The sequence below is a fragment of the Bradyrhizobium sp. SZCCHNGR1005 genome, assembly GCF_032489995.1.
Lineage (GTDB): Bacteria > Pseudomonadota > Alphaproteobacteria > Rhizobiales > Xanthobacteraceae > Bradyrhizobium.
This window is the reverse complement of record NZ_JAUEZC010000007.1, coordinates 130300-149437: the sequence shown is the minus strand read 5'-3', so window position 1 is coordinate 149437 and position 19138 is coordinate 130300. Positions and strand designations below refer to the sequence as shown.

The 19138-nt window shown below is 61.1% G+C and carries 18 protein-coding genes and 1 pseudogene; 7 read left to right on the top strand and 12 right to left on the bottom strand.

The genetic code is table 11. The annotated features are described in order from the left end of the window. Positions 1-8: 8 nt before the first annotated feature. Positions 9-1283 carry an FAD-binding oxidoreductase gene (locus tag QXZ85_RS26360; protein WP_315730309.1) on the top strand — a complete coding sequence of 425 codons (1275 nt, stop codon included), beginning with the start codon at positions 9-11 and terminating at the stop codon, positions 1281-1283. 21 nt (positions 1284-1304) lie between these two features. Here the strand turns inward: QXZ85_RS26360 and QXZ85_RS26355 are convergent, their stop codons facing one another. Then, the gene (locus QXZ85_RS26355) at positions 1305-2228 is read right to left on the bottom strand and encodes a glyoxylate/hydroxypyruvate reductase A (protein ID WP_316175114.1); all 924 of its coding nucleotides are present in this window, start codon (positions 2226-2228) and stop codon (positions 1305-1307) included. 229 nt (positions 2229-2457) lie between these two features. On the opposite strand from QXZ85_RS26355, the gene QXZ85_RS26350 reads away from it, so the two are divergent. The 6 genes and pseudogenes from QXZ85_RS26350 (at position 2458) to QXZ85_RS26320 (ending at position 6014) form a co-directional block, all read left to right on the top strand. Continuing rightward, positions 2458-3351 (top strand): GNAT family N-acetyltransferase, encoded by an 894-nt coding sequence (locus QXZ85_RS26350; protein ID WP_315701416.1) that lies wholly within the window; start codon positions 2458-2460, stop codon positions 3349-3351. A 596-nt stretch (positions 3352-3947) separates the two neighbouring features. Further along, positions 3948-4055: pseudogene (tnpA, locus tag QXZ85_RS33860) on the top strand (IS66 family insertion sequence element accessory protein TnpA); the annotation flags it as partial. A 154-nt stretch (positions 4056-4209) separates the two neighbouring features. Continuing rightward, positions 4210-4626, top strand: coding sequence for an IS66 family insertion sequence element accessory protein TnpA (gene tnpA / locus QXZ85_RS33855; protein WP_409977528.1), 417 nt, complete (start codon positions 4210-4212; stop codon positions 4624-4626). A 215-nt stretch (positions 4627-4841) separates the two neighbouring features. Then, the gene (gene tnpB, locus QXZ85_RS33850) at positions 4842-5465 is read left to right on the top strand and encodes an IS66 family insertion sequence element accessory protein TnpB (protein ID WP_410051603.1); all 624 of its coding nucleotides are present in this window, start codon (positions 4842-4844) and stop codon (positions 5463-5465) included. A gap of 28 nt (positions 5466-5493) precedes the next feature. Next, positions 5494-5826 (top strand): hypothetical protein, encoded by a 333-nt coding sequence (locus QXZ85_RS26325; protein ID WP_315701418.1) that lies wholly within the window; start codon positions 5494-5496, stop codon positions 5824-5826. Continuing rightward, complete coding sequence (locus tag QXZ85_RS26320; RefSeq protein ID WP_315701419.1) at positions 5823-6014, top strand: transposase; 192 nt, start codon at positions 5823-5825, stop codon at positions 6012-6014. The genes QXZ85_RS26325 and QXZ85_RS26320 overlap by 4 nt, the downstream gene beginning before the upstream one ends. Positions 6015-6167: 153 nt before the next feature. Here the strand turns inward: QXZ85_RS26320 and QXZ85_RS26315 are convergent, their stop codons facing one another. From QXZ85_RS26315 to glnT, 11 genes are all read right to left on the bottom strand, one after another. Further along, a complete protein-coding gene (locus QXZ85_RS26315) occupies positions 6168-6839 on the bottom strand; it encodes an XRE family transcriptional regulator (protein ID WP_315701420.1) in 672 nt (223 codons plus the stop codon). Positions 6840-6921: 82 nt separating this feature from the next. Further along, positions 6922-9243, bottom strand: coding sequence for a N,N-dimethylformamidase beta subunit family domain-containing protein (locus QXZ85_RS26310; protein WP_315701421.1), 2322 nt, complete (start codon positions 9241-9243; stop codon positions 6922-6924). Positions 9244-9274: 31 nt separating this feature from the next. Next, entirely contained in the window at positions 9275-10963 is a 1689-nt protein-coding gene (locus QXZ85_RS26305; RefSeq protein WP_316175112.1) for a branched-chain amino acid ABC transporter permease, read from the bottom strand. Positions 10964-10965: 2 nt separating this feature from the next. Further along, the gene (locus tag QXZ85_RS26300; protein WP_315701423.1) at positions 10966-11865 is read right to left on the bottom strand and encodes a branched-chain amino acid ABC transporter permease; all 900 of its coding nucleotides are present in this window, start codon (positions 11863-11865) and stop codon (positions 10966-10968) included. Between the two features lies 1 nt (position 11866). Further along, positions 11867-12592: an ABC transporter ATP-binding protein gene (locus QXZ85_RS26295; RefSeq protein ID WP_315701424.1), complete on the bottom strand. Its 726-nt coding sequence runs from the start codon at positions 12590-12592 to the stop codon at positions 11867-11869. Next, positions 12585-13355, bottom strand: coding sequence for an ABC transporter ATP-binding protein (locus QXZ85_RS26290; protein WP_315701425.1), 771 nt, complete (start codon positions 13353-13355; stop codon positions 12585-12587). Before QXZ85_RS26290 ends, QXZ85_RS26295 begins: the two co-directional genes overlap by 8 nt. Beyond that, positions 13355-14644 (bottom strand): ABC transporter substrate-binding protein, encoded by a 1290-nt coding sequence (locus tag QXZ85_RS26285; RefSeq protein ID WP_315768994.1) that lies wholly within the window; start codon positions 14642-14644, stop codon positions 13355-13357. Before QXZ85_RS26285 ends, QXZ85_RS26290 begins: the two co-directional genes overlap by 1 nt. Before the next feature lie 57 nt (positions 14645-14701). Beyond that, positions 14702-16030 (bottom strand): FMN-binding glutamate synthase family protein, encoded by a 1329-nt coding sequence (locus QXZ85_RS26280; protein WP_315701427.1) that lies wholly within the window; start codon positions 16028-16030, stop codon positions 14702-14704. Then, entirely contained in the window at positions 16030-16842 is an 813-nt protein-coding gene (locus QXZ85_RS26275; RefSeq protein WP_315728860.1) for a protein glxC, read from the bottom strand. Before QXZ85_RS26275 ends, QXZ85_RS26280 begins: the two co-directional genes overlap by 1 nt. Next, positions 16790-17686 (bottom strand): glutamine amidotransferase family protein, encoded by an 897-nt coding sequence (locus QXZ85_RS26270; protein WP_315701429.1) that lies wholly within the window; start codon positions 17684-17686, stop codon positions 16790-16792. Before QXZ85_RS26270 ends, QXZ85_RS26275 begins: the two co-directional genes overlap by 53 nt. A 24-nt stretch (positions 17687-17710) precedes the next feature. Then, the gene (glnT, locus tag QXZ85_RS26265; protein WP_315728861.1) at positions 17711-19108 is read right to left on the bottom strand and encodes a type III glutamate--ammonia ligase; all 1398 of its coding nucleotides are present in this window, start codon (positions 19106-19108) and stop codon (positions 17711-17713) included. Positions 19109-19138: the final 30 nt, after the last annotated feature.

Here is a 19138-nt window from a genome sequence, read left to right as displayed (position 1 = left end):
TGCCCGCGATGAAATATGTCTCCTACTGGCGCGACACTGCGACCGGTTTTGCCGGCGGCCACACCGGGCCCGTGGAGGGGCACTACGACGTCGCGGTGATCGGCGGCGGCTTCACCGGACTTGGCGCGGCGCTGCAGCTCGCCAAGGCCGGCGCCAAGGTCATAGTGCTCGAGGCAGATCAGGTCGGCTCGGGCGCGTCGGGACGCAATGGCGGCCATCTCAACAACGGCCTGGCGCATAGTTATCCGGCGGCGAAGGCCGAGCTCGGCGCCGAGCGCGCCATCGCCCTCTACAAGGCGTTCGACGATTCGATCGACACGCTGGAGCGCCTGATCGCGGAAGAGAACATTGCCTGCGATTTCCGCCGCTCCGGCAAGCTCAAGCTGGCCTCCAAGCCCGCTCATTTCGATGCGATCGCGAGCAACTTCGAAGCGATCCATCGCGAGGTCGACCCGGACACCGCGCTGCTCTCGCCGGCTGACCTGACGTCCGAGATCGGCTCGCCCTTTCATGGCGGCATGCTGTTCAAGAAGAGCGGCATGATGCATATGGGCCGCTTTGTAGCGGGCCTCGCCACGGCCGCAAGCCGCCGCGGCGCTGTCATCGTCGAGCAGGCGGCCGTGACCGAGCAGATGCAGCAGGCCAAGAGCTTCCGCCTGACCACGGCCAAGGGAACGGTGCGCGCCGAGCAGGTGCTGCTCGCCACCGGCGCCTACACGCCATCGACATTCAGCTATTTCCGCCGCCGCATAATCGCCGTCGGCAGCTTCATCATCGCGACGCGGCCGTTGACGGAGGCAGAAGCGGCATCCGTGCTTCCGGGCAACCGCACCTATGTCAACTCGATGAACATCGGCAACTACTTCCGACTGTCGCCGGATAACCGCCTGATCTTCGGCGGCCGCGCGCGCTTCTCGGCGACATCCGATCAGCAATCGGACGCCAAGAGCGGCGCGATCCTGCGCGCGGCGATGGAGCGGATGTTCCCGCAGCTTGCCGGCATCGACATCGACTATTGCTGGGGCGGCCTCGTCGACATGACCGCCGACCGCTATCCGCGCGCCGGCCGCGAGGGCGGGCTGTGGTACGCGATGGGCTATTCGGGCCATGGCGCACAGCTCTCGACTCATCTCGGCATGATCATGGCCGATGCGATGCTCGGCCGGCCCGACCGCAACCCGATGAAGGAGGCCGACTGGCCGGTCGTGCCAGGTCATTTCGGCAAGCCCTGGTTCCTGCCGTTCGTCGGCGCGTACTACAAGACCCTGGATTGGATCCGCTGAGCCGTGGCGGCGCGCCGGCCCTCAGTAGCCGCGGCTGCGGTCGACGAGACCGACCGGATCGAGCCCGGCGCGATGCCGCTTGATGTTCTCGGCCACAGCAAGCGCGGCCGACTCAGGCTGCGTGACGCTGGCCACATGCGGCGTGATCAGCACGCGCGGATGCCGCCACAGCGGATGCTCGGCCGGCAGCGGCTCGGGATCGGTCACGTCCAGCACCGCCCCCGCGAGGTGCCCGCTGTCGAGCGTGGCGAGCAGCGCCGCCTGGTCGAGCTGCGGGCCACGGCCGGTCTGCACGAGGGCGGCCCCTCGCGGCAGCTTGGCGAACAGCTCAGCGTTCAGCAGGCCGCGCGTCTCGTCCGTCAGAGGCAGCAGGCAGATCAGGATATCCGTCGTCTCCAGCAGCCGGTCGAGACCGTCGGCGCCATGGTGCGTGGTCACACCGTCGATCGTGCGCGGACTGCGGCTCCAGCCGGACAAAGGAAAGCCGAACGGTTCCAGCCGCTCCAACACCGCCTGCCCGAGCAGGCCCAAGCCCAGCACGCCGATGCGCCGCTCTCGCGCCTGAGGCTGCGGTACGGCGCGCCACAGCTGCTGTCGCTGCTGATCGACATAGGCCGGCCAGTTCCGATGCAGCGTCAACACGGCCAGCGTGACGTATTCCTGCATCATCCGGACGATGCCGTCCTCCACCATGCGGACGATCTTGACCCCTGCAGGGACCGAGGCGGCGTTGAACTGGTCGATGCCGGCGCCGATCGAGAACAGGATCTCGAGATTGCGATAGGCGGCAAGATCCGGCGGCACCAGCCAAGCGATCATGTAGCGGACGGCCGCGGCATCGATCTTGGCCGGATCGATCGCGAACGGCAGGTCAGGGAGTTCGCGCGCAAGCACCTCGCGAAAGATGGCGCCACGCTTGGCATCGGATTTGAACAGGAACGTCATACGATCATCCCAGCGGCCGACCGGGCTCACCGCCCCCATTTCCGGCCTGCATCGATCATAGACGACGTGGTCTGTATTCCCTGCTGAAGACAGGGCAGGATTGAGAAGAATGTTGCGAAGTTCGATCGCAGACGCGTCAATATGCCGGCGTGACGGCAGCATGGTCGCTGTCCACCTCATCGAGGCAGGGTGACGCGTGGCCGGCGGGACGAGGACAGGGAAAGCAGACATGGAAGACCCGGGCGTCGAGTCGCGCATCGTCGACGTGTTCGAGATGCAACTCGCCGATATCGGCAGCGTCGACCTTGGGCAGTTGCTCGCCTTGTCGATCGCCGTCCAGTGGCCGCATCGGGCGGAGGATTGGGAATTCATGCGCGGCATCGGACGCGGAGTCGTGGCGCTCGATGAGATCGGTCGCGTCTTGGGGGCTGCGATGTGGTTTCCCTACAGCGATGGCTTTGCTGCGGTCGGGATGGTCATCACCTCGCCGCGGCTTCAGGCCCTCGGCACCGGGCAATGGCTGATGAAGCGCGTGATGGCCGAGTGCGGCGATCGCGTGCTACGGCTCAACGCGACGCGTGCGGCCTATCGCCTCTACCGATCGCTCGATTTCAAACGCGAACAGACGCTGTTTCAGTGTCAGGGCGAGGCGATCGACCCCGGCACAGCGGTCGCCGGAACGGGCGACATCCACGAGCTGACCGGGTCGGAGCTGCCGGCCCTGATCGAGCTCGACGCGTCCGCCTATGGCGTCCAGCGAAGCGAGCTCATGACGGCGCTGTTGGCCCAGTCGCGCAGCTTCGGCCTGTTTCGAGCGGGACAACTCGCGGCGTTCGCGCTGTGCCGGCGGTTTGGACGCGGGCATGTCGTCGGGCCGGTGGTCGCGTCCTGCGACAGCGACGCCATCGCGGTGGTCGCGCCGCACGTCGCGGCTCATGCCGGCCAATTCCTCAGGCTCGATACCCACCAGACCGGAGAGTTTCGCGACTTTCTAGCCCGAGCGGGGCTTGATCTGTTTGATGCCGTCACAACCATGTCGCTGCGCAACGACGTGAAGGGTGCACACCCGCGTGGCCACGACCGGCCGACGAGCTACGGCGTCGTCAGTCAGGCCTTCGGCTAGCCCCTGCGTCCTGGATCAGAGCCCGCTCGCGTCCATGCGAATCCTGGATACGGTCCTGGTCGACCGCCGAGCCGACATGCCAAGATGAGGAAAATGACAGGTGGGAGATCGTTGGTCGCAGGGAAAGCGGATCCCTTAGGGCCCCGCCGCGAGTCTTTATACGCAGATCCCTTTTGGACCCGCGGAGCCGCAGGTCCCTTTCGACCCCGCGATTTCGTTCTGGCCGCGTCGGCGGAACGCATCGGCCCAGGCTCAGAGATACGACGGCGCGACACGATTGATCGGTCAACTCGCACGCCGAGTCGCAGATCCTGCACTCGTCGCGTGGCTCAACCGAGTTCTTCGCCAGAGTTCGCTACACTACGATCAGTGCCGAAGTCGCCTTTGACTTTGCTGACAAAAAACTCGGTAGCGGCACTCACCTCGACCGAACGGCACGGTTGAACCCAAGCCATGTCAATGGCTTGGCATTCAACCGGCGAGCCACTTTTATCTTGCTCGGAAACGCCGCCTTGTAACCGTCCGGTCTCTGCACACCTTCCCCCTCGTGTGTTGTCGTTCCATTTCGGGTTCTCTGCTGCTGTGGAGAATCTCCGGTGGGATCCAAACATTTCGAGAACAGAGCGCGCCGCGAATGGTGGTCGCTGCACATCGAAGCGTGGCGTCGCAGCGGTCTCGGGATCCGCAAATACTGCCAGCAACAACGTCTCACCGAGAACACGTTGCGGCGTTGGCTGAAGCGGCTGGCCGGCAACGAGACTGCGCTTAAGCTCGAGAAATATCAGACGGAATTGCGCCGCGAGCGCGCCCGGGGACGAGCGAGAAAAGGCGCTCCGAAAGCAGAAGCAGCGCAGGTTCATGGTCACCTCGGATGTGCGCAATCGGGCGTCTCAAGCGTTCTGGGCGATGCATGTCGAGGCGCTGAACTGGAGCGGGATGGAGCTCCGCGCCTATGCCGCGGCCATGCAGCTGTCGCCGCATTCGCTGCGCAAATGGCGCGACCGATTGGCGGCCGGCGAGGTCACGATCGACTGGCGCGCCCATCTTCATCCCTCCGCCCGTCCGGCCGTTAGCACTAGTGCTAGGAACTCACAGCCCGAACGCCGCTTGACAGCCGCCGAAATCGGCGATCCAGCCGCGCCCAAAACGCCGGCCCGACGCTTCTTCAGCGACGAGGAGAAGCTCGCGATCGCCAGGGAGACTGAGATGCCGGGCGCCAAAGTCTCTGCCGTCGCCCGCAAGCATGGGATCGTCACCGGGCTGCTGTTCCGCTAGCGCGCGCAGTTCGGCATCGCGCAAAAGAAGCGATCCAAGCTCGCCCGTGTTGTGCTGCCGGACGACATGCCCGCAGCGCGCGTTCTGCGCAATCTCGTGCGTCCACCGGAGGGCATGATGGCCGTCGACCTTCCTGACAGACAGCGTGTCTTCGCTCCCGCCGGCAGCGATCCGGATGCGGTGCGGGCGCAGATCGAAAGCGGAGAGACAGCATCATGATGTTCGTTCCAGCGGGCGTGAAGGTGCACCTGGCGCTCGGCTACACCGACATGCGCAAAGGCATGGATGGGCTCGCAATGCTGGTGCAGGACGCGCTGAAGAAGGATCCGTTCTCCGGTCATCTGTTTGCCTTCCGCGGCAAGAAGGCATCGATCCTGAAGGTCCTGTTCTGGGACGGGAACGGGCTTTGTCTGTTCACTAAACGTATCGATCAGGGCGGCTTCGTGTGGCCGGTGATGGCGGGCTATGATGGCTCGATCACGCTCACGCCGGCGCAGCTCGCGATGCTGATCGAAGGCATCGACTGGCGCGCGCCAGAGCGTATCTGGAAGCCCGCGATTGCAGGATCATCTGCAAAAACCAGTGCTGAACTGAGTTGCGATTCTTCTACGAATCAGCGTGTTCGAGTACCATCGGACATGCAGCACGATCTCACTAATCTCCCCTCCGATCCTGAGCTTCTGCAGCGCCTGGTGCGCGACACTGCCGCTGCGATCGGCCATCGCGACACCGAGATCGAGCGTCTCAAGTCCATCATCAAACAGCTGCAGCGAATGCAGTTCGGCCGTAGTTCCGAGCGCATCGATCCCGACCAGCTTGCACTCGTCTTGAGGACCTGAGAAGCGCAAGAACGATACCCATGCCAGCGTGACCGATCCTGACAGCCGGCTGTATCGGAAGTCCCGAGGCAAGGAAGCCAGGCTCTGCTACATGTGCCAATTCATCATGGAAAACAGGAACGGCTTGGCGATCGACGGGCGGGTGACCCATGCGACGGTAACGGCCGAAAGAAACGCGCCCGAAGTCATGCTCAAGGCGAAAGCCAAGACGTCTGGAGGCCGCATGACCGTGGGCGAGGACAAGGCCTATGACAGAGCCGAGCACGTCGCCAAGCTGCGGGAGATGAACATCACGTCGCACGTCGCCAGTACAACAACGGCAATCCCAAAGGACGCCAGAGCGCCATCGATGGGCGAATGACCCGGCACGCCGGCTACGGCATGTCTCAAACATGCCGAGCCATGGTCGAATGCATCTTCGGCTGGGGCAAGCAGCACGGAACCATTCGCAAGACCAAGCACCGAGGCCGCGACCGCGTGCTTGGCGACTTCCTCCTCAACCTGATCGACTACAACCTCGTCCGAATACCCAAGCTGATTGCCGCATAAGGCCGCCTCTCGGAGCGGAGATCATCGCTCCAACGGCGAAATCTCGTACAGAACCTCACATCACCGAAAATCCGTCGGGGTTCGGCCGCTTCTTCAGCAGACTGCTAGAGCCCCAGGAGAGCGATAAACGTGCATCTCCTGCTAGGCTGCCCGCTATTCCGCATAGACGATGATCGTGATGAACTGAATCCGGTCGTCGAGTAGCTTCTCCGGCCCGTGTAGAACATTGCCGGAGAAGGTGAATGCATCACCGGGCCCTATGAGAAAGGTCTTATCGCCAAAGCGGTATTCCATGCGCCCACTCAGCATGTAGATGAACTCCGTTCCTGCATGCTGAAAGCGCGGGTAGCTCTCGCTTTCCTTATCCATATCGATCAGGAACGGCTCAAAGATCTTGCGCGGACCCCTGTTGTACGACAGTAACTTGTACGTATGACCATGCTTCGTTCCCGAGCGAACCACCTCCATCTGATCACCGGCCTTTATCAGCTGCGCACTTCCGCTGCTCTGTTCGACTTCGCGGAAAAGCGTTGATAGATCCGTCCCGAGCGCGGTGCAGATTCGTTCCAACAAAGGGAGACTGACCGAGGATTGTCCATTTTCAAAACGGCTGATCATCGGAACGGAGATGTTTGCCGCAGATGCAAGCTCAGTCAGCTTTAGTCCCCGCTCAAGCCGGCCACGTCGGATGGCTGCCCCCATGCGTTCATCAATCGGCGCTTTGGCGATCGTCTCCTCCGCGGGAGGCATGGCTACTTTAGCCGATTTGACCGAGGTCTTCTTTTCGTTCTGACGCCTGTGGGCCGCTCGGCTTGCTTTTTTCAATTTCTTTGTCCTTAACGGTTGCGGATCTCGGTAGCCCTCGGCCAGCCGAGGGGCACGAGATAAGAAAACGGTCCCCTTCGCTTTATCTCCACTGCTTCTCCTCGCTGATCCAGCGAGAACCCGGCAAGGGGCCAGGCTTGAGAAATGCATCGACGACATTGCCGAGAAGTCGAGACACATTGTTGTCGAAGTTTCGCGCCGGCAACGCCTGACCGAATGCAATCGAGCCTCCGCAGAACACTGCCCCGTCATTTGGGGCGTTGAAGAACGTTATGTCGCCGCGGATCCTGTAATCCTGGCTACCAGCAAGGCCAGGATACGGATATAGAATTTCCTCGATAGACAGCATGTAGTTGTCGCTGTGACCGCCCGAAGAAGCCAAGATCTTGGTGTGAGGCGGCGTTCCCAGCGTCAAATCGTAGCGATCGAGCTCAAGGCCGGCAGCGCCGCCGTAGGCAAGCCCTTCCTCCCCGATCAGCTCACCCTCGATTCCTTCCATAATCCAGGAAACCTGGCGATGGTAGCTGTCCGGCATCCGTCGATACGGACGGCTGGTTTCGAAACCTTCGGCGATAAAGCCGATACCCACCAGCTTTTGCGGGGGCCGCCCCAAATTCTTCCACAGTCCGCTCTTCTGGCCAGTTGTCGCCAGATAGTGCTCACCAGGTCGGGCATTCCACGCTCTCATGCCCGCATCGAGCTTGCGCACCTCCATGGTCCAGGGTTCGTCCTCACGAAAGGCAACGTTCCAATAGTAGCCATTACCTCCCATGTAGATGTATCGGCCACCGCCGGCGATGTAGTCCTCGGTGCCGTCCAGCATCCTCTCCGAATAGTATTCCGGATGCGTCCCCGTCAGCACACAACTGTACGGCTTGAGTGCGTCTACACCTTCGACGTGAAGATCCTCGTCCGTCAGGACCTCGTAATCGTACCCCTTTTGCTCAAGCCAACCCACGATGGACAAGTCCGCCGGGAACGCCCACGGCACGCCCATACTCGACATCCGATGTTTCGGCCGCATATTGACGATCGGCCGGCGATAGGAACTGTAGCAAACACCGCTGCCGTCGGCCCAACAGTCGTAAGTCGAGAGACCGAAATCAGGATTCTTGTACATCTCGACATCGACTTCCGAAATGATGGGCGGCTGCCCCGTCATCGGTTGAATGATTTCGGCATCAAAGCTGAGGTGCTCGTTCGCATAGGCGAGATAGGTCGCGGTCGGCACCAGAAATGCAATCTTCGCCTTAGGCTGCTTCGGCCGAACGTAGAAGACAATATATTCCTCACCTAATCCCGCGCCATCCCCTGCACGCAGGCGCATCGCATAGATGCCCGAGCGCAAGCTTTCTGGCAGCCTGACCGTCCTGGTCGGCTTCCATTTGCAGTCAATCATCGCATCGTGATGAAGCTCGATGCCGCCATATTCACGGGGAGCCAATCGGAAGCAGTCGTTTCGGCCCTTCCAGTTCCAGCCTGTCTGAGCACGCACGGGGCGATTGTAGCCCTCGGCGTGCAGCTTGTTGGGCCCGATGTCGATTACCGCATCGCCGATGCCGGCGTCCGTGTATCCTTCCGTCGTATCCCAATAAGCGACCAGTCCATCGCTCGTCGGGAGTTCTCCTTTCGAAAGCCGCTCGAGCTCGGCGCGACCGAGAGCGCGATCATAAATGCCGGGCCTGTCGATCTTGCCGGAAAAATTCTGAGATACGAATGGTCCGCGCAACTCATGGAAGTCACGAGATCCGCCTATCAAGAAAGGGGTTTCCTCGAGATTCTTCTGCTTGAATCGAAACGTCTCGGTCACGTGCGAACGATAATCGATCGGCACCACGCCCCCGAGCAGGCCGTTGTACCGGTTGGTCACGGACTCCTGGTGAATGGTAGCCTTGCCCGTCTTTGCATCGAAGGTGGCCGCAACAAAGTACCAAGTCTTCTTCATCAAGGGGATTTCTGTCTTGACGTAGTCAACCTCGTCGCCGCGCCCGACCCAAAATTCAAGATGGCCCTCGTGATTGATGCCGAGACAAAATCCGGCGCTTTTGTCGTTGCTCCATCGGCCGATGAGGCACTGGCGGCGTCCGTCTCCAGGAAGCCCCGGGAAGATGAAGCCGAAAAGGGTCATGCTTCCTTCAAGCACGAGCTTCCGCTGGGGATCCTCGACCGCAAGGAAGGAGCCGAGCTGGGTAAACTGCTTCTCGACGCGCCAGCGGCCATTTCCCTCGCAAGCCACTTCCTGCTCAATGAAGCCGGGCCCCAAGGGGTTTTCATCGCCGTGCACGAGCCTGACAAGCTGAGCGTCGGCGGCGGCAGCACCATCCGCACTCACATGGAATGTAATAGCTTCTCCCGGTTTGACTGAAATCCGGTCCGTGTAACCAAACAGCTTGATCTGAGCCATGCGCCTGTCTGCCGCCTTGCGAGTTGATTGATCAGGATTCCAAGAGATCCTGGACGCGTCGCATGAATACGCCGTGATAAGCGTCGTCTTGCGAGGGATAGAGCTTGTCCTCGACCACCCGGGGTGGAACGCCCCGATGACCTGAAAGCGCGACGATCCGGTAGGCTTTGAACGGCTGCACGACCTGAATGGCGTACTTGTCCGGAAGCGGCTGGCGTCGGAAGTAAAGCAGGAGACGCTCGAGCGCTTCGCTGTGCTGCCCGAGAGGATTGCGCTTGTGCTCCTCGATCAGCTCGGGAGAAACCAGGGACTTCAGATAGTCTCGCTGCATCTTGTCGTAGCGGCGCCAATAGACCAGGTCCTTGTTGCTCGTTTCGGTCGCTTCTTCCGGTAACATTTCTCCTCCTTTCTCTGCTCGCGCAGAGCGACGCTCGCTCTTCTTCTTGTCTCTCCAGGCCCGGAACTGCTGCTTGATGCCGAACAACCCGTTCCGGAGGTACAAGACGACGAGCAACATGATGATGCCGATGGCGAAAAGCCTGAGAGGTCCCCAGCTGATCAACACCTTGTCGAGAAAGACCACGATCGCGGTGCCGACAACCGCGCCCTCAGCTCTTCCGATGCCGCCAATGACCAGCATCGCCAAGCCCAACAAAACCGTGTCGAAGCTGAAGATCGAGAATCCCACGCCTCGATAGTGGGCGGCATAGAATCCGCCGATGAACCCGAGGGCAATCGAGGAGATAACGAACACCTGAATGCGGGCGCGACGAAAATCAACTCCGGTGGCCTCCGCAAAAGCTTCCCGCTTTTCAGGAGCCATGCGCAGAATTCGGCCCAGCCGCCGCCCGTCGACCATGCGATAGAGCAGCAACGCGCCGCACATCAGCGCCAGCGCCGCGTAGTACCCCAGCATCGATTGGTCGAGCGGAGACCAAGATTTCGGAGCGTAGGCGTCCGCGCCATAGAGGCCACCTGTCGCCGAGCCGAATATCTTCGACTGCACGAAATACACTCGGCACAACTCATTCAGTCCGAGGGTCAAGAGTGCGTAGTAGAAGCCGTCCAGGCGGGTGGCTGGTATGGCAATCACGATTCCAAACGCGAGTCCGATTACGCTGCCGATTATCGGCAGAACCCACCAGGGGAGCCCGATGGAGATCGACAGCCACGTCGTGATGAATGCCGCGGCCCCTACAACCGCATAAGTCGCAAGCGAAAAGATGCTGGCCGTGCCGAGCACGAGCATCCAGCACAGGTTGATTGCCGCATAAATTCCGAAGAACGCGCCGGCCGCAAGAAGCGTATTGAGCTGGGACGCCGGAAACACAAACGGGGCGAGCGCTAGCGCCAGCAGGCCAAGAACCCACCAGATTGGACGCTTGTCGACGATCGTCTTTTCGCGGCGGAGCGTCTTCGGGTTATATTCTCCACGCACGTGAAGAACGCGGCGGCGCGTGGGCCAGTAGCGGAGCTTGGTCCAAAGTTTTTCGCCGTGACCGGGCCATTTGTAATAGTACCGAAGTCGGCCGACCGGCAGCAACCGCACACCCGATTCGCGGGTCTGCGTCCAAATCTCCGTCGGATCCTTGTAAGGGATCGTCGGCACCTCGGGCTCGGCACCCGCGCCACCCCAAGCCGTCAAAGGATTGCGCCAGACTCGCGCGCCGTCTTCGGATGCTTCAGTCATGGTCGCCGTGTTCGGAACGGGATTGAGCATCGTTAGGCCTCCCGCGCCTTATCGAGGAGCCCAGCGATTCCGCGTGGACGAACCAGAATGATCAGGATGATGAGAAGGAATTGGGTCATCAGCACGTATTGGCCACCGAGCGCCACGGACGTCATGGCCTCGTTGAGCCCCAGGAGTAGGGCAGCGATCACCGCGCCCGGCACGCTTCCGAGCCCACCGCACAGGGCGATACTGACGCCCTTGACCATCGGGGTGAGGCCATTGAACGGCTGAATGTAATAGGTCTGAGACAGAAGAACTGCCGAGAGGCCCGCCAAACCGCCGGTGATCGCCATCACGTAGAAGCTGGTGCGCCGCACGCCGATGCCGACGATCGCCGCGGCGTGGGGATTCATCATCATTGCACGGATTTCAAGACCTCGCCTACTCGAACGCATCCATGTCAGGACGATCAGCAACATCGCGATCGAGACGACGACGTTACCGATCTTGTCGGCCGTCAGAACCAGCCCGAACAGAGACAGCTTGCTCGTGCCGAAAATCTCCGGAAGACTCTTCGACCGCGGGCCGAACCACCAGAGCAGCAGCTGAGTTCCCATCAAGCTGATCGCCAAGGTCGCGATCATGCCGCGAATCGTGAAGTTCGGCTTGTCGTGAACTGGAATAAACGCCAGGGCACACACCAGAACTCCGCCCAGCGCGCCCGTCGCAATTCCGGCAAGCATGATGATTAGGCCATGCAGCGCGTCCGGCATCAGGGCCGCCACATATTGATGGGTCAGCCAGGCGCCATAGCCGGACAAGGCAAAGATGAACCCGTAGGCGAGATTCAACAGGCCCAGGCTCGACCAAGTGATCGACAGCCCGATGGCGAGAGTGCCGTAGATGCAGGCCAGCACAATCGCATTAGATATGACATACGGCCAGTTCATCCTAGAGATCCCGATTGCTGTTCAGGGTCAGCGCGGCTGAGGCGCCACCCTTGAGCTTGCCGACGTGCATTCCGATCACGCGATCCACGCGTCCTTCCAACAAGGCTATGTTCTGCTCCGCGATGACCATCGCTGAATCGCGGAGCTCAATGCTCATCAATGCATCGAGAACGCCCTTGCCGATCTTCGGGGCAAGTCCAAGGGAGGGCTCGTCGACCAGGAACAGCGACGCTTCGGCCATCAAGCCCCGACCGATCGAGACCATCCGCCGCTCACCGCCTGAAAGACGGCCGACCGGCACATGACTCAATTTCCGCAGTGGCGGAAAGACATCGTAGATTCGCTGCTTGCGCGTGGCCCGCTCCTTCCAGGAGCGTGGCGTGAATGCCCCCGAATCGAGGTGCTCCTCGACCGTAAGGCCATGGAAGATTTCATCGCCCTGAGGAATCAGGGCCAACCCTTGCCTCACGATCTGGTGCGTATAACGGCCCGGCCCTTGGCTGCGGGTGCGCCCGATCTGCTTTCCGTTCAGGAAGATCGAACCACGCTGCCAGCCTGTCAAACCTGCGATCGCATAGAACAGCGTGGTCTTGCCATGGCCGTTCAGCCCAACCAGTCCGATCCGCTCGCCGGCCCTTACGATGAAATCCAGGTCATGGATCACCCGCAGCGGCCCCCACCCCGCTGACAGCCCCTGTACGGAGAGAATTTCGCGCGCTTCAGCCATCGAGCGCCCCTTCTTCGACCTTCTCGAAATATGCCGCGTGTACTCTCGGATCGGCCAGAATATCGGCAAGCGATCCCTCAGAGATGACCTCACCCGCGTCCATCACCATGACCCGGTCGGCGATCGTCTCGAGCAATTCGATGCGGTGCTCGACGATGATGATCGCGACATTCATCTCCTTCGACAGCATCCTGATCAGATGATCGATCTCGTCGACCTCCGAATTGATCAGACCTGCGGCAGGCTCGTCCATGAGCAGCAAGGCAGGACGACGCATCAAGAGGCACGCAAGCAGAAGCTTGCGTCTGTTGAGCGTTTCCAGCGAACTCGTCGGCTCTTCCGCATCGACGTCGAGGCCAACCAGCTCGGCGCCGTATTCGGCGTCGAAACGGGTCAGATAGGGCTTGTAGGCCTGTCGCGCGGCCTTGAATGTCTGTCCGACCGTCAATTCGTCCGGAACCACCGGCGTCTGGTAAGTCCGCCCAATCCCAAGGCGGGCCCTTGCATGAAGCGGCAGGGCAGTCACATCCGAACCGCGGAAGCGTACCGATCCGGACTTCGGCTTCAATCGGCCAGACAGAACCTCGAACAGGCTTGTCTTGCCGGCGCCATTGGGCCCGATGATTCCCAGCACTTCACCAGGACGGACGCTCAGGCTGATCCTCTTGAGGATCTCCCGTCCGCCCAGATCGAGAGAGATGTTCTCTCCCGCAAAAAGGGCGGGCGCTCGACGCATCTCGACGTCGAGCTTTGGTATGTTCACTACGTCCACCATGGCGCGGGCTGCAGTTGAGATTCCGAGATCTCGTTCGGAAACACGATTTTGTGCTGCCCACTCTGGACCTGGACGTACAGCTGGCTCATGCCTTTCTCCAGCTCCAGCGCCGAGATCGGATTGCCGTCGTCTGGGAAATGGGCGGCTTCCTGATAGTCGTTGTTCAGATCCATATAGCCGCAAACGCCGCGATACGGATGCTGCCGGATCCAGTCGCAGACCGCCTTGAAATCCTCGGGTTTGCCGACGGCTTCCCAGGCTAGCTTCAGCCAATGCGCGATATCATAGCCGTTACCGGTGTAGACGAGCCCCATCGTTCCCGGAAATCTCGCTTGGTACTTCTTGCGGAATCCCTTTCCTCGTTCGTCTGCGTACACGCCCAACACGGTCGACCAGCAGAATCCGTTTGCCGAGGCCCCGGCGAGTTCGAGAAATTCCGGCTGAGACGGTCCATACTGGAGATAGACGAGTGAGTTTTTCACCGGATCTGCCGCGAACTGCTTACAGAAAGCTGCATACTCCGCAGCCACCCAATGGTCGATCATGATGGCCCCGGCGTCGACCTCCTTCAGCTTCTGAATGACCGGCGACCAGTCCTGCACGGGAAACTGGATGTCGGTCACGGCCGCCACTTCGAATTTGCCGCGCTTCTTGATCGCCTCTTGCGCCGCCTTGGAGATGGTCTGGCAATACGCTACCTGCTCCTGGACGATGTGAACCTTGCGATTCTTCGGCTTCCAGACGCCACGTTTTTCCTCGTGCTCGAGCCAAAGAGGATAGGTGTGGCCGTAGTGGACCTCGGACGGGTCGGTTTGGAAAACGTGGCTGTATTTCTTCGAGTTGGACTTGAACGCTTCGGTTGCCGCTCGCTGCGTATTGCCTTGCAGATACGGGCATCCATACTTGGCGGACTCATCCATTGCCGGGATCGGAGCAAACACGAACGCGTTCGAGATCGCATGGACTTTCGCATCAGCACATGCTGCGATCGCCTGCTGGCAGCTCTCGGGCGACAGCTTATCGACGTCAGTGACAAACAGCTTCAGAGGACGTCCCAAAATGCCGCCGGCGGCGTTGATCTCCTCCATCGCTAGCGTCGTGCCGTTGAGGTGATCAAGATCGTCGGCAACGCCGGCCGCCGCCGTCTGCGACGTTGGTACACCCAGCAGAATGGGCTCTCCTTTTGGCGCTGCACCCGCCCTGGATATCCAGGGCATCGCGACGGCGGTACCGATGCCCGTAACGACACTGCGTCTCGTCAACTCCAATTTGGTCATTACTCCCCCTCCTCAACGAAGCGTTGCGCGGCGACCACCGCCGCACCAGCCCAGCAACTATTGACCAGGAATCCAGCTCGTTCCCGCCAGAGGAAGACGCGTCATCGCAGCTGCCTCGATGGTAAGCGCAACGAGATCTTCCGGCTCCAGATTGTGCAGGCGGCTCTTGCCGCATGCGCGCGCGATGGTCTGCGCCTCCAACGTGATCACCTTGAGGTAATTTGCGAGCCGTCGGCCGGCCAGGATCGGGTCGAGCCGGCTCGACAGCGCGGGATCCTGAGTGGTGATGCCCGCCGGATCCTTGCCCTCGTGCCAGTCGTCATAGCAACCGGCAGTCGTCCCCAAAGCACGATATTCGTCTTCATACCGAGGATCGTTGTCGCCCAGCGCGATCAGCGCCGCGGTCCCGATGCCGACAGCATCCGCGCCGAGCGCAAGCGCCTTGGCCACGTCGGCGCCGCTGCGAATGCCGCCGGAAACGACGAGCTGTACCTTGCGGTGCATCCCGAGATCCTGCAACGACTGAACGGCGGCGCGGATCGCCGAAAGAATTGGAATTCCGACGTGCTCGATGAAGACGTCCTGGGTGGCTGCGGTGCCGCCTTGCATGCCGTCCAGCACCACCACGTCAGCCCCCGCCTTTACGGCGAGCGCAACATCATAGTAGGGACGGCTTGCACCGATCTTCAGATAGATCGGCTTCTCCCAGCCGGTGAGCTCGCGCAGCTCCAGGATCTTGATCTCCAGATCGTCCGCCCCCGTCCAGTCCGGGTGACGGCAGGCTGAACGCTGGTCTATTCCCATCGGAAGCGAGCGCATCTTTGCGACCCGATCCGATATCTTCTGGCCCAGCAGCATTCCTCCGCCACCGGGCTTGGCGCCTTGGCCCACCACGATCTCAATCGCGTCGGCCTTGCGCAGGTCGTCCGGGTTCATGCCGTATCGGGATGGCAGATATTGATAGACGAGCGTCTTGGACTGCCCGCGCTCCTCCGGAGTCATACCACCGTCACCAGTGGTGGTCGAGGTGCCGGCCAGACTTGCGCCGCGACCAAGGGCCTCCTTCGCCTGAGCCGAGAGAGCCCCGAAGCTCATGCCTGCGATGGTGACAGGAATATCCAGATGAAGCGGCTTCTTCGCGTAACGCGTTCCGAGAACGACGCTGGTGTCGCAACGCTCGCGATATCCTTCCAGGGGATAACGCGACATCGACGCGCCGAGAAACAAGAGGTCGTCGAAGTGCGGCACCTTCCGCTTGGTGCCACCGCCGCGGATATCGTAAATGCCGGTCGCAGCGGCCCGCCTTATCTCCGCAATGGAGTGTGCATCAAACGTGGCGGACTGGCGCGGCGGGATATACCCCCACGTCTTCTCATGAGTAGTCATCAATAGGCCCCGGCATGGTCGATATTAAAGTTGTAAAGCTTGCGCGCCGATCCATATCGGCGGAATTCCGATACATCGACCTTGTGCGCCTCGCCGGCGCGCTCGAGCAGCGCAAACAGCTCCGCCCGATGCGTATCCCGCAATTCCTTTTCGATGCAGTCGGCGCCGACGCCTTCGACCTTGCCGCGGACGTAGATGTGCGCTTCGTAAATCGAATCCCCCAGAGCATCGCCCGCATCACCGAAGGCGACCAGGCGCCCGGTTTGGCCCATGAAACCGGAGAGATGCCCGATGTCGCCCTTGACGACAATGTCGATCCCCTTCATCGAAATGCCGCACCGAGCTCCCGCATTGCCATCGATCAACAACAGGCCACCATGTCCGGTGGCCCCGGCGGATTGGCTCGCGTCGCCCTTGACGTGAATAAGCCCGGACATCATGTTCTCGCCAACGCCCTGGCCGGCGTTTCCATCGATCACGATGCGAGCACTCTTGTTCATACCGCCGCAGAAATAGCCGACGTGCCCTGCCACTTCGACATCAATGGGCGCATCCACGCCGACCGCGATCGCGTGAGCGCCGTTGGGATTGAGTACACGCCAAAACGTCTCATTGGTCGGGAGCTTCAGCGCCTGAAGCCGAGCGTTGAGCTCACGCAGTGACAGAGCGGAAAGGTCCAGCTCCGTGGCCGGGTCTGACGGCCCCCGCCCTGCCTTGATGTCGTGGCCCGACCACGAGCCAGCTTCAATTCGATTCATCTCAGTGTTCCCAGAAGTAAGGCGTTGCCGGTTTCGGCTCGAAGACCCGCGCATTCGCAATGCCCGGGAGCCCAGCGAGGCTGCGATACTCGGAGGCGAACGCCACGTAATCGTCCGTCTCCGCCATGACGGCCGGTTTGCATGCGATCGGATCACGCAGCACCCCGAAACCATTCTTTGTTCCGACCACGAAGGTGAAGAAGCCATCGAGATCATCGACGCTCGACTTCAGCGCATCTCCCAGCGTACGTCCGCGTCGCAGCTCTCGCGTGATATAGCCTGCGGCGACCTCGGTATCGTTCTCCGTTTCCGGAACGATGCCGTTCTGCCGAAGCTCGCGACGAAGCGAAGCGTGGTTCGAAAGCGAACCATTGTGAACCAGACACTGGTCAGGTCCGGTCGAAAACGGATGAGCGCCGGTGGTGGTCACCGCCGACTCGGTTGCCATCCGCGTATGGGCTATGCCGTGCGTTCCCGCAAAGGATTGAATATCGAACCGCCGGGCAACGTCATCTGGATAACCAACCTCCTTGTAGATTTCGAGGTTGACCCCTTCGCTCAAGACGCGAACGTCCTGCGCGTTTTCGGCGAGCCAGGCGCGACACTGATCCGCCGAATCCACCGGCACGCTGAGCACGCCATGCGTGTAGCGATTGGTCACAAGGATAGCGACCCCCAGAGAATGGGCGAGAAGCGCGCCAAGCGCCCCAAAATCGGACCGTTCGGCGACGGACGTCAACGTGAGCTTCGTCCTGCCGGGACTTTCCGCCGTGTATAAAGCGAAGCCGGCGGAGTCCGGACCCCGGCTACACAGGGTCGAAGTCATCTCGGCGAGCAAAGCCCCAAGCACGGGTTGCAGCCGAGGGGCCTTGATGAACAGTCCTGCAATTCCACACATCGCGATCTCCAGTGCAAGCGAAGGCTAGAAAAAGCTGAGATATCGCTCGACTTCCCAGTCTGACACGTGCCGATGATATTCTAGCCATTCGGAGCTCTTCAGCGACACGAACTCATCAACGACCGGAGACCCGAGCGCGGCTGCGAACAACGGATCCGCCTCGAGCTCCCTCAAAGCCTCGGAAAGGGTTTGCGGCAACAGCTCCACGCCCATGCCACGAATGGCGTCGAGCGAAAGGCCGTAGAAATTCACATTCTTCGGCTCACCCGGATGAAGCTCGCGGTCGATGCCGTCCAGGCCGGCGGCAATCAGCGCTGCTGTCGCGAGATATGGATTCATGCTGCTGTCGCCGGTGCGGATTTCGATCCGCCCGTAGGGTATGCGCGCCATGGCCGTGCGGTTATTGTCGCCATACGCGATGAACGCAGGCGCCCAAGTTGTGCCGGAGACCGTGCGCCCGACCACAAGGCGCTTGTAGGAGTTGACCGTGGGCGCCAGGAGCGCGGTCAGCCCCTTGGCATGCGCCATAACGCCACCGAGGAAATGATAGGCGAGCTTGGTCAGCCCAAGGCCGTTTGGATCTGCATCGTCGTGGAAGAGATTACGGCCATTGCCGTCGGCGATCGAGCAGTGGATATGCATGCCGCTGCCCGTCGAATTGCTCCGGGGCTTGGGCATGAACGAACAGATCCCGCCGAGATCGTTGGCGATTTCCGAGGCCGCCATCTTGAACAGCGTAATCTGATCGGCCGTCTTCAGTGCATCGGCATATTTGAAGTTGATCTCGTATTGCCCGTTCGCATCCTCATGATCGATCTGATAGACGTCGATCCCTATGGCCTGCAGCGATTCCGTGACCCGCTCCAGGAAGCTTCGCCCGCGCATCAGACCTCGATAGTCGTAGGCTGGCTTGGCGAGTGTGTCGGTCCCGTCGAAGGGCTGCAATTTTCCATCGCCATCCCGACGCAATAGGATGAACTCAGGCTCCAACCCCGTGTTCAGAGTCCAGCCGCGCTCGGCAAGACGCGCGACCTGCTTCTTCAGAACGTTACGCGTGTCGACGGGATGGGGAACGCCCTTTACCGTTCCCACGCCCATCATTCGCGCGTAACCCGGCGCCCACGGCGTCACGGTCAGCGTATCGAGCTCACAGACGACCATGTATTCGGGTTCGTGGGGCAACAACCCGAGCCCCCATGCGCCGCCACCGGCAAAGCCGGCGCCGTCGGTCAAAATATCTTCGAGGTGTTGCACGGGGACGGACTTGCTCTTGGCCACGCCGTGCAGGTCGACGAATTGGGCGAGAACGTAGCGGACGCCCGTCTGCTTGAGGAAGGCTTGAGCGCCGGTAAGATCCAGCCCGGCGGGAGTCGCGAGACTGCCTGGAGCCAGCGTGCCGGACCACGCATTGGGAATGTGCATCTGAACTCTCCTTGGAAGACGCTTCCTCAC

Excerpts from the sequence above, each read along its gene's own strand:
- QXZ85_RS26275 (WP_315728860.1), bottom strand. The coding sequence starts at position 16,842 with ATGCGCGGGTCTTCGAGCCGAAACCGGCAACGCCTTACTTCTGGGAAC.
- QXZ85_RS26300 (WP_315701423.1), bottom strand. The coding sequence starts at position 11,865 with ATGAACTGGCCGTATGTCATATCTAATGCGATTGTGCTGGCCTGCATC.
- QXZ85_RS26350 (WP_315701416.1), top strand. The coding sequence starts at position 2,458 with ATGGAAGACCCGGGCGTCGAGTCGCGCATCGTCGACGTGTTCGAGATG.
- QXZ85_RS26360 (WP_315730309.1), top strand. The coding sequence starts at position 9 with ATGAAATATGTCTCCTACTGGCGCGACACTGCGACCGGTTTTGCCGGC.
- QXZ85_RS26295 (WP_315701424.1), bottom strand. The coding sequence starts at position 12,592 with ATGGCTGAAGCGCGCGAAATTCTCTCCGTACAGGGGCTGTCAGCGGGG.
- QXZ85_RS26285 (WP_315768994.1), bottom strand. The coding sequence starts at position 14,644 with ATGACCAAATTGGAGTTGACGAGACGCAGTGTCGTTACGGGCATCGGT.
- tnpA (WP_409977528.1), top strand. The coding sequence starts at position 4,210 with ATGGTCACCTCGGATGTGCGCAATCGGGCGTCTCAAGCGTTCTGGGCG.
- QXZ85_RS26310 (WP_315701421.1), bottom strand. The coding sequence starts at position 9,243 with ATGGCTCAGATCAAGCTGTTTGGTTACACGGACCGGATTTCAGTCAAA.
- QXZ85_RS26270 (WP_315701429.1), bottom strand. The coding sequence starts at position 17,686 with ATGTGTGGAATTGCAGGACTGTTCATCAAGGCCCCTCGGCTGCAACCC.
- glnT (WP_315728861.1), bottom strand. The coding sequence starts at position 19,108 with ATGCACATTCCCAATGCGTGGTCCGGCACGCTGGCTCCAGGCAGTCTC.
- QXZ85_RS26320 (WP_315701419.1), top strand. The coding sequence starts at position 5,823 with ATGACCCGGCACGCCGGCTACGGCATGTCTCAAACATGCCGAGCCATG.
- QXZ85_RS26280 (WP_315701427.1), bottom strand. The coding sequence starts at position 16,030 with ATGACTACTCATGAGAAGACGTGGGGGTATATCCCGCCGCGCCAGTCC.
- QXZ85_RS26305 (WP_316175112.1), bottom strand. The coding sequence starts at position 10,963 with ATGCTCAATCCCGTTCCGAACACGGCGACCATGACTGAAGCATCCGAA.
- QXZ85_RS26355 (WP_316175114.1), bottom strand. The coding sequence starts at position 2,228 with ATGACGTTCCTGTTCAAATCCGATGCCAAGCGTGGCGCCATCTTTCGC.
- tnpB (WP_410051603.1), top strand. The coding sequence starts at position 4,842 with ATGATGTTCGTTCCAGCGGGCGTGAAGGTGCACCTGGCGCTCGGCTAC.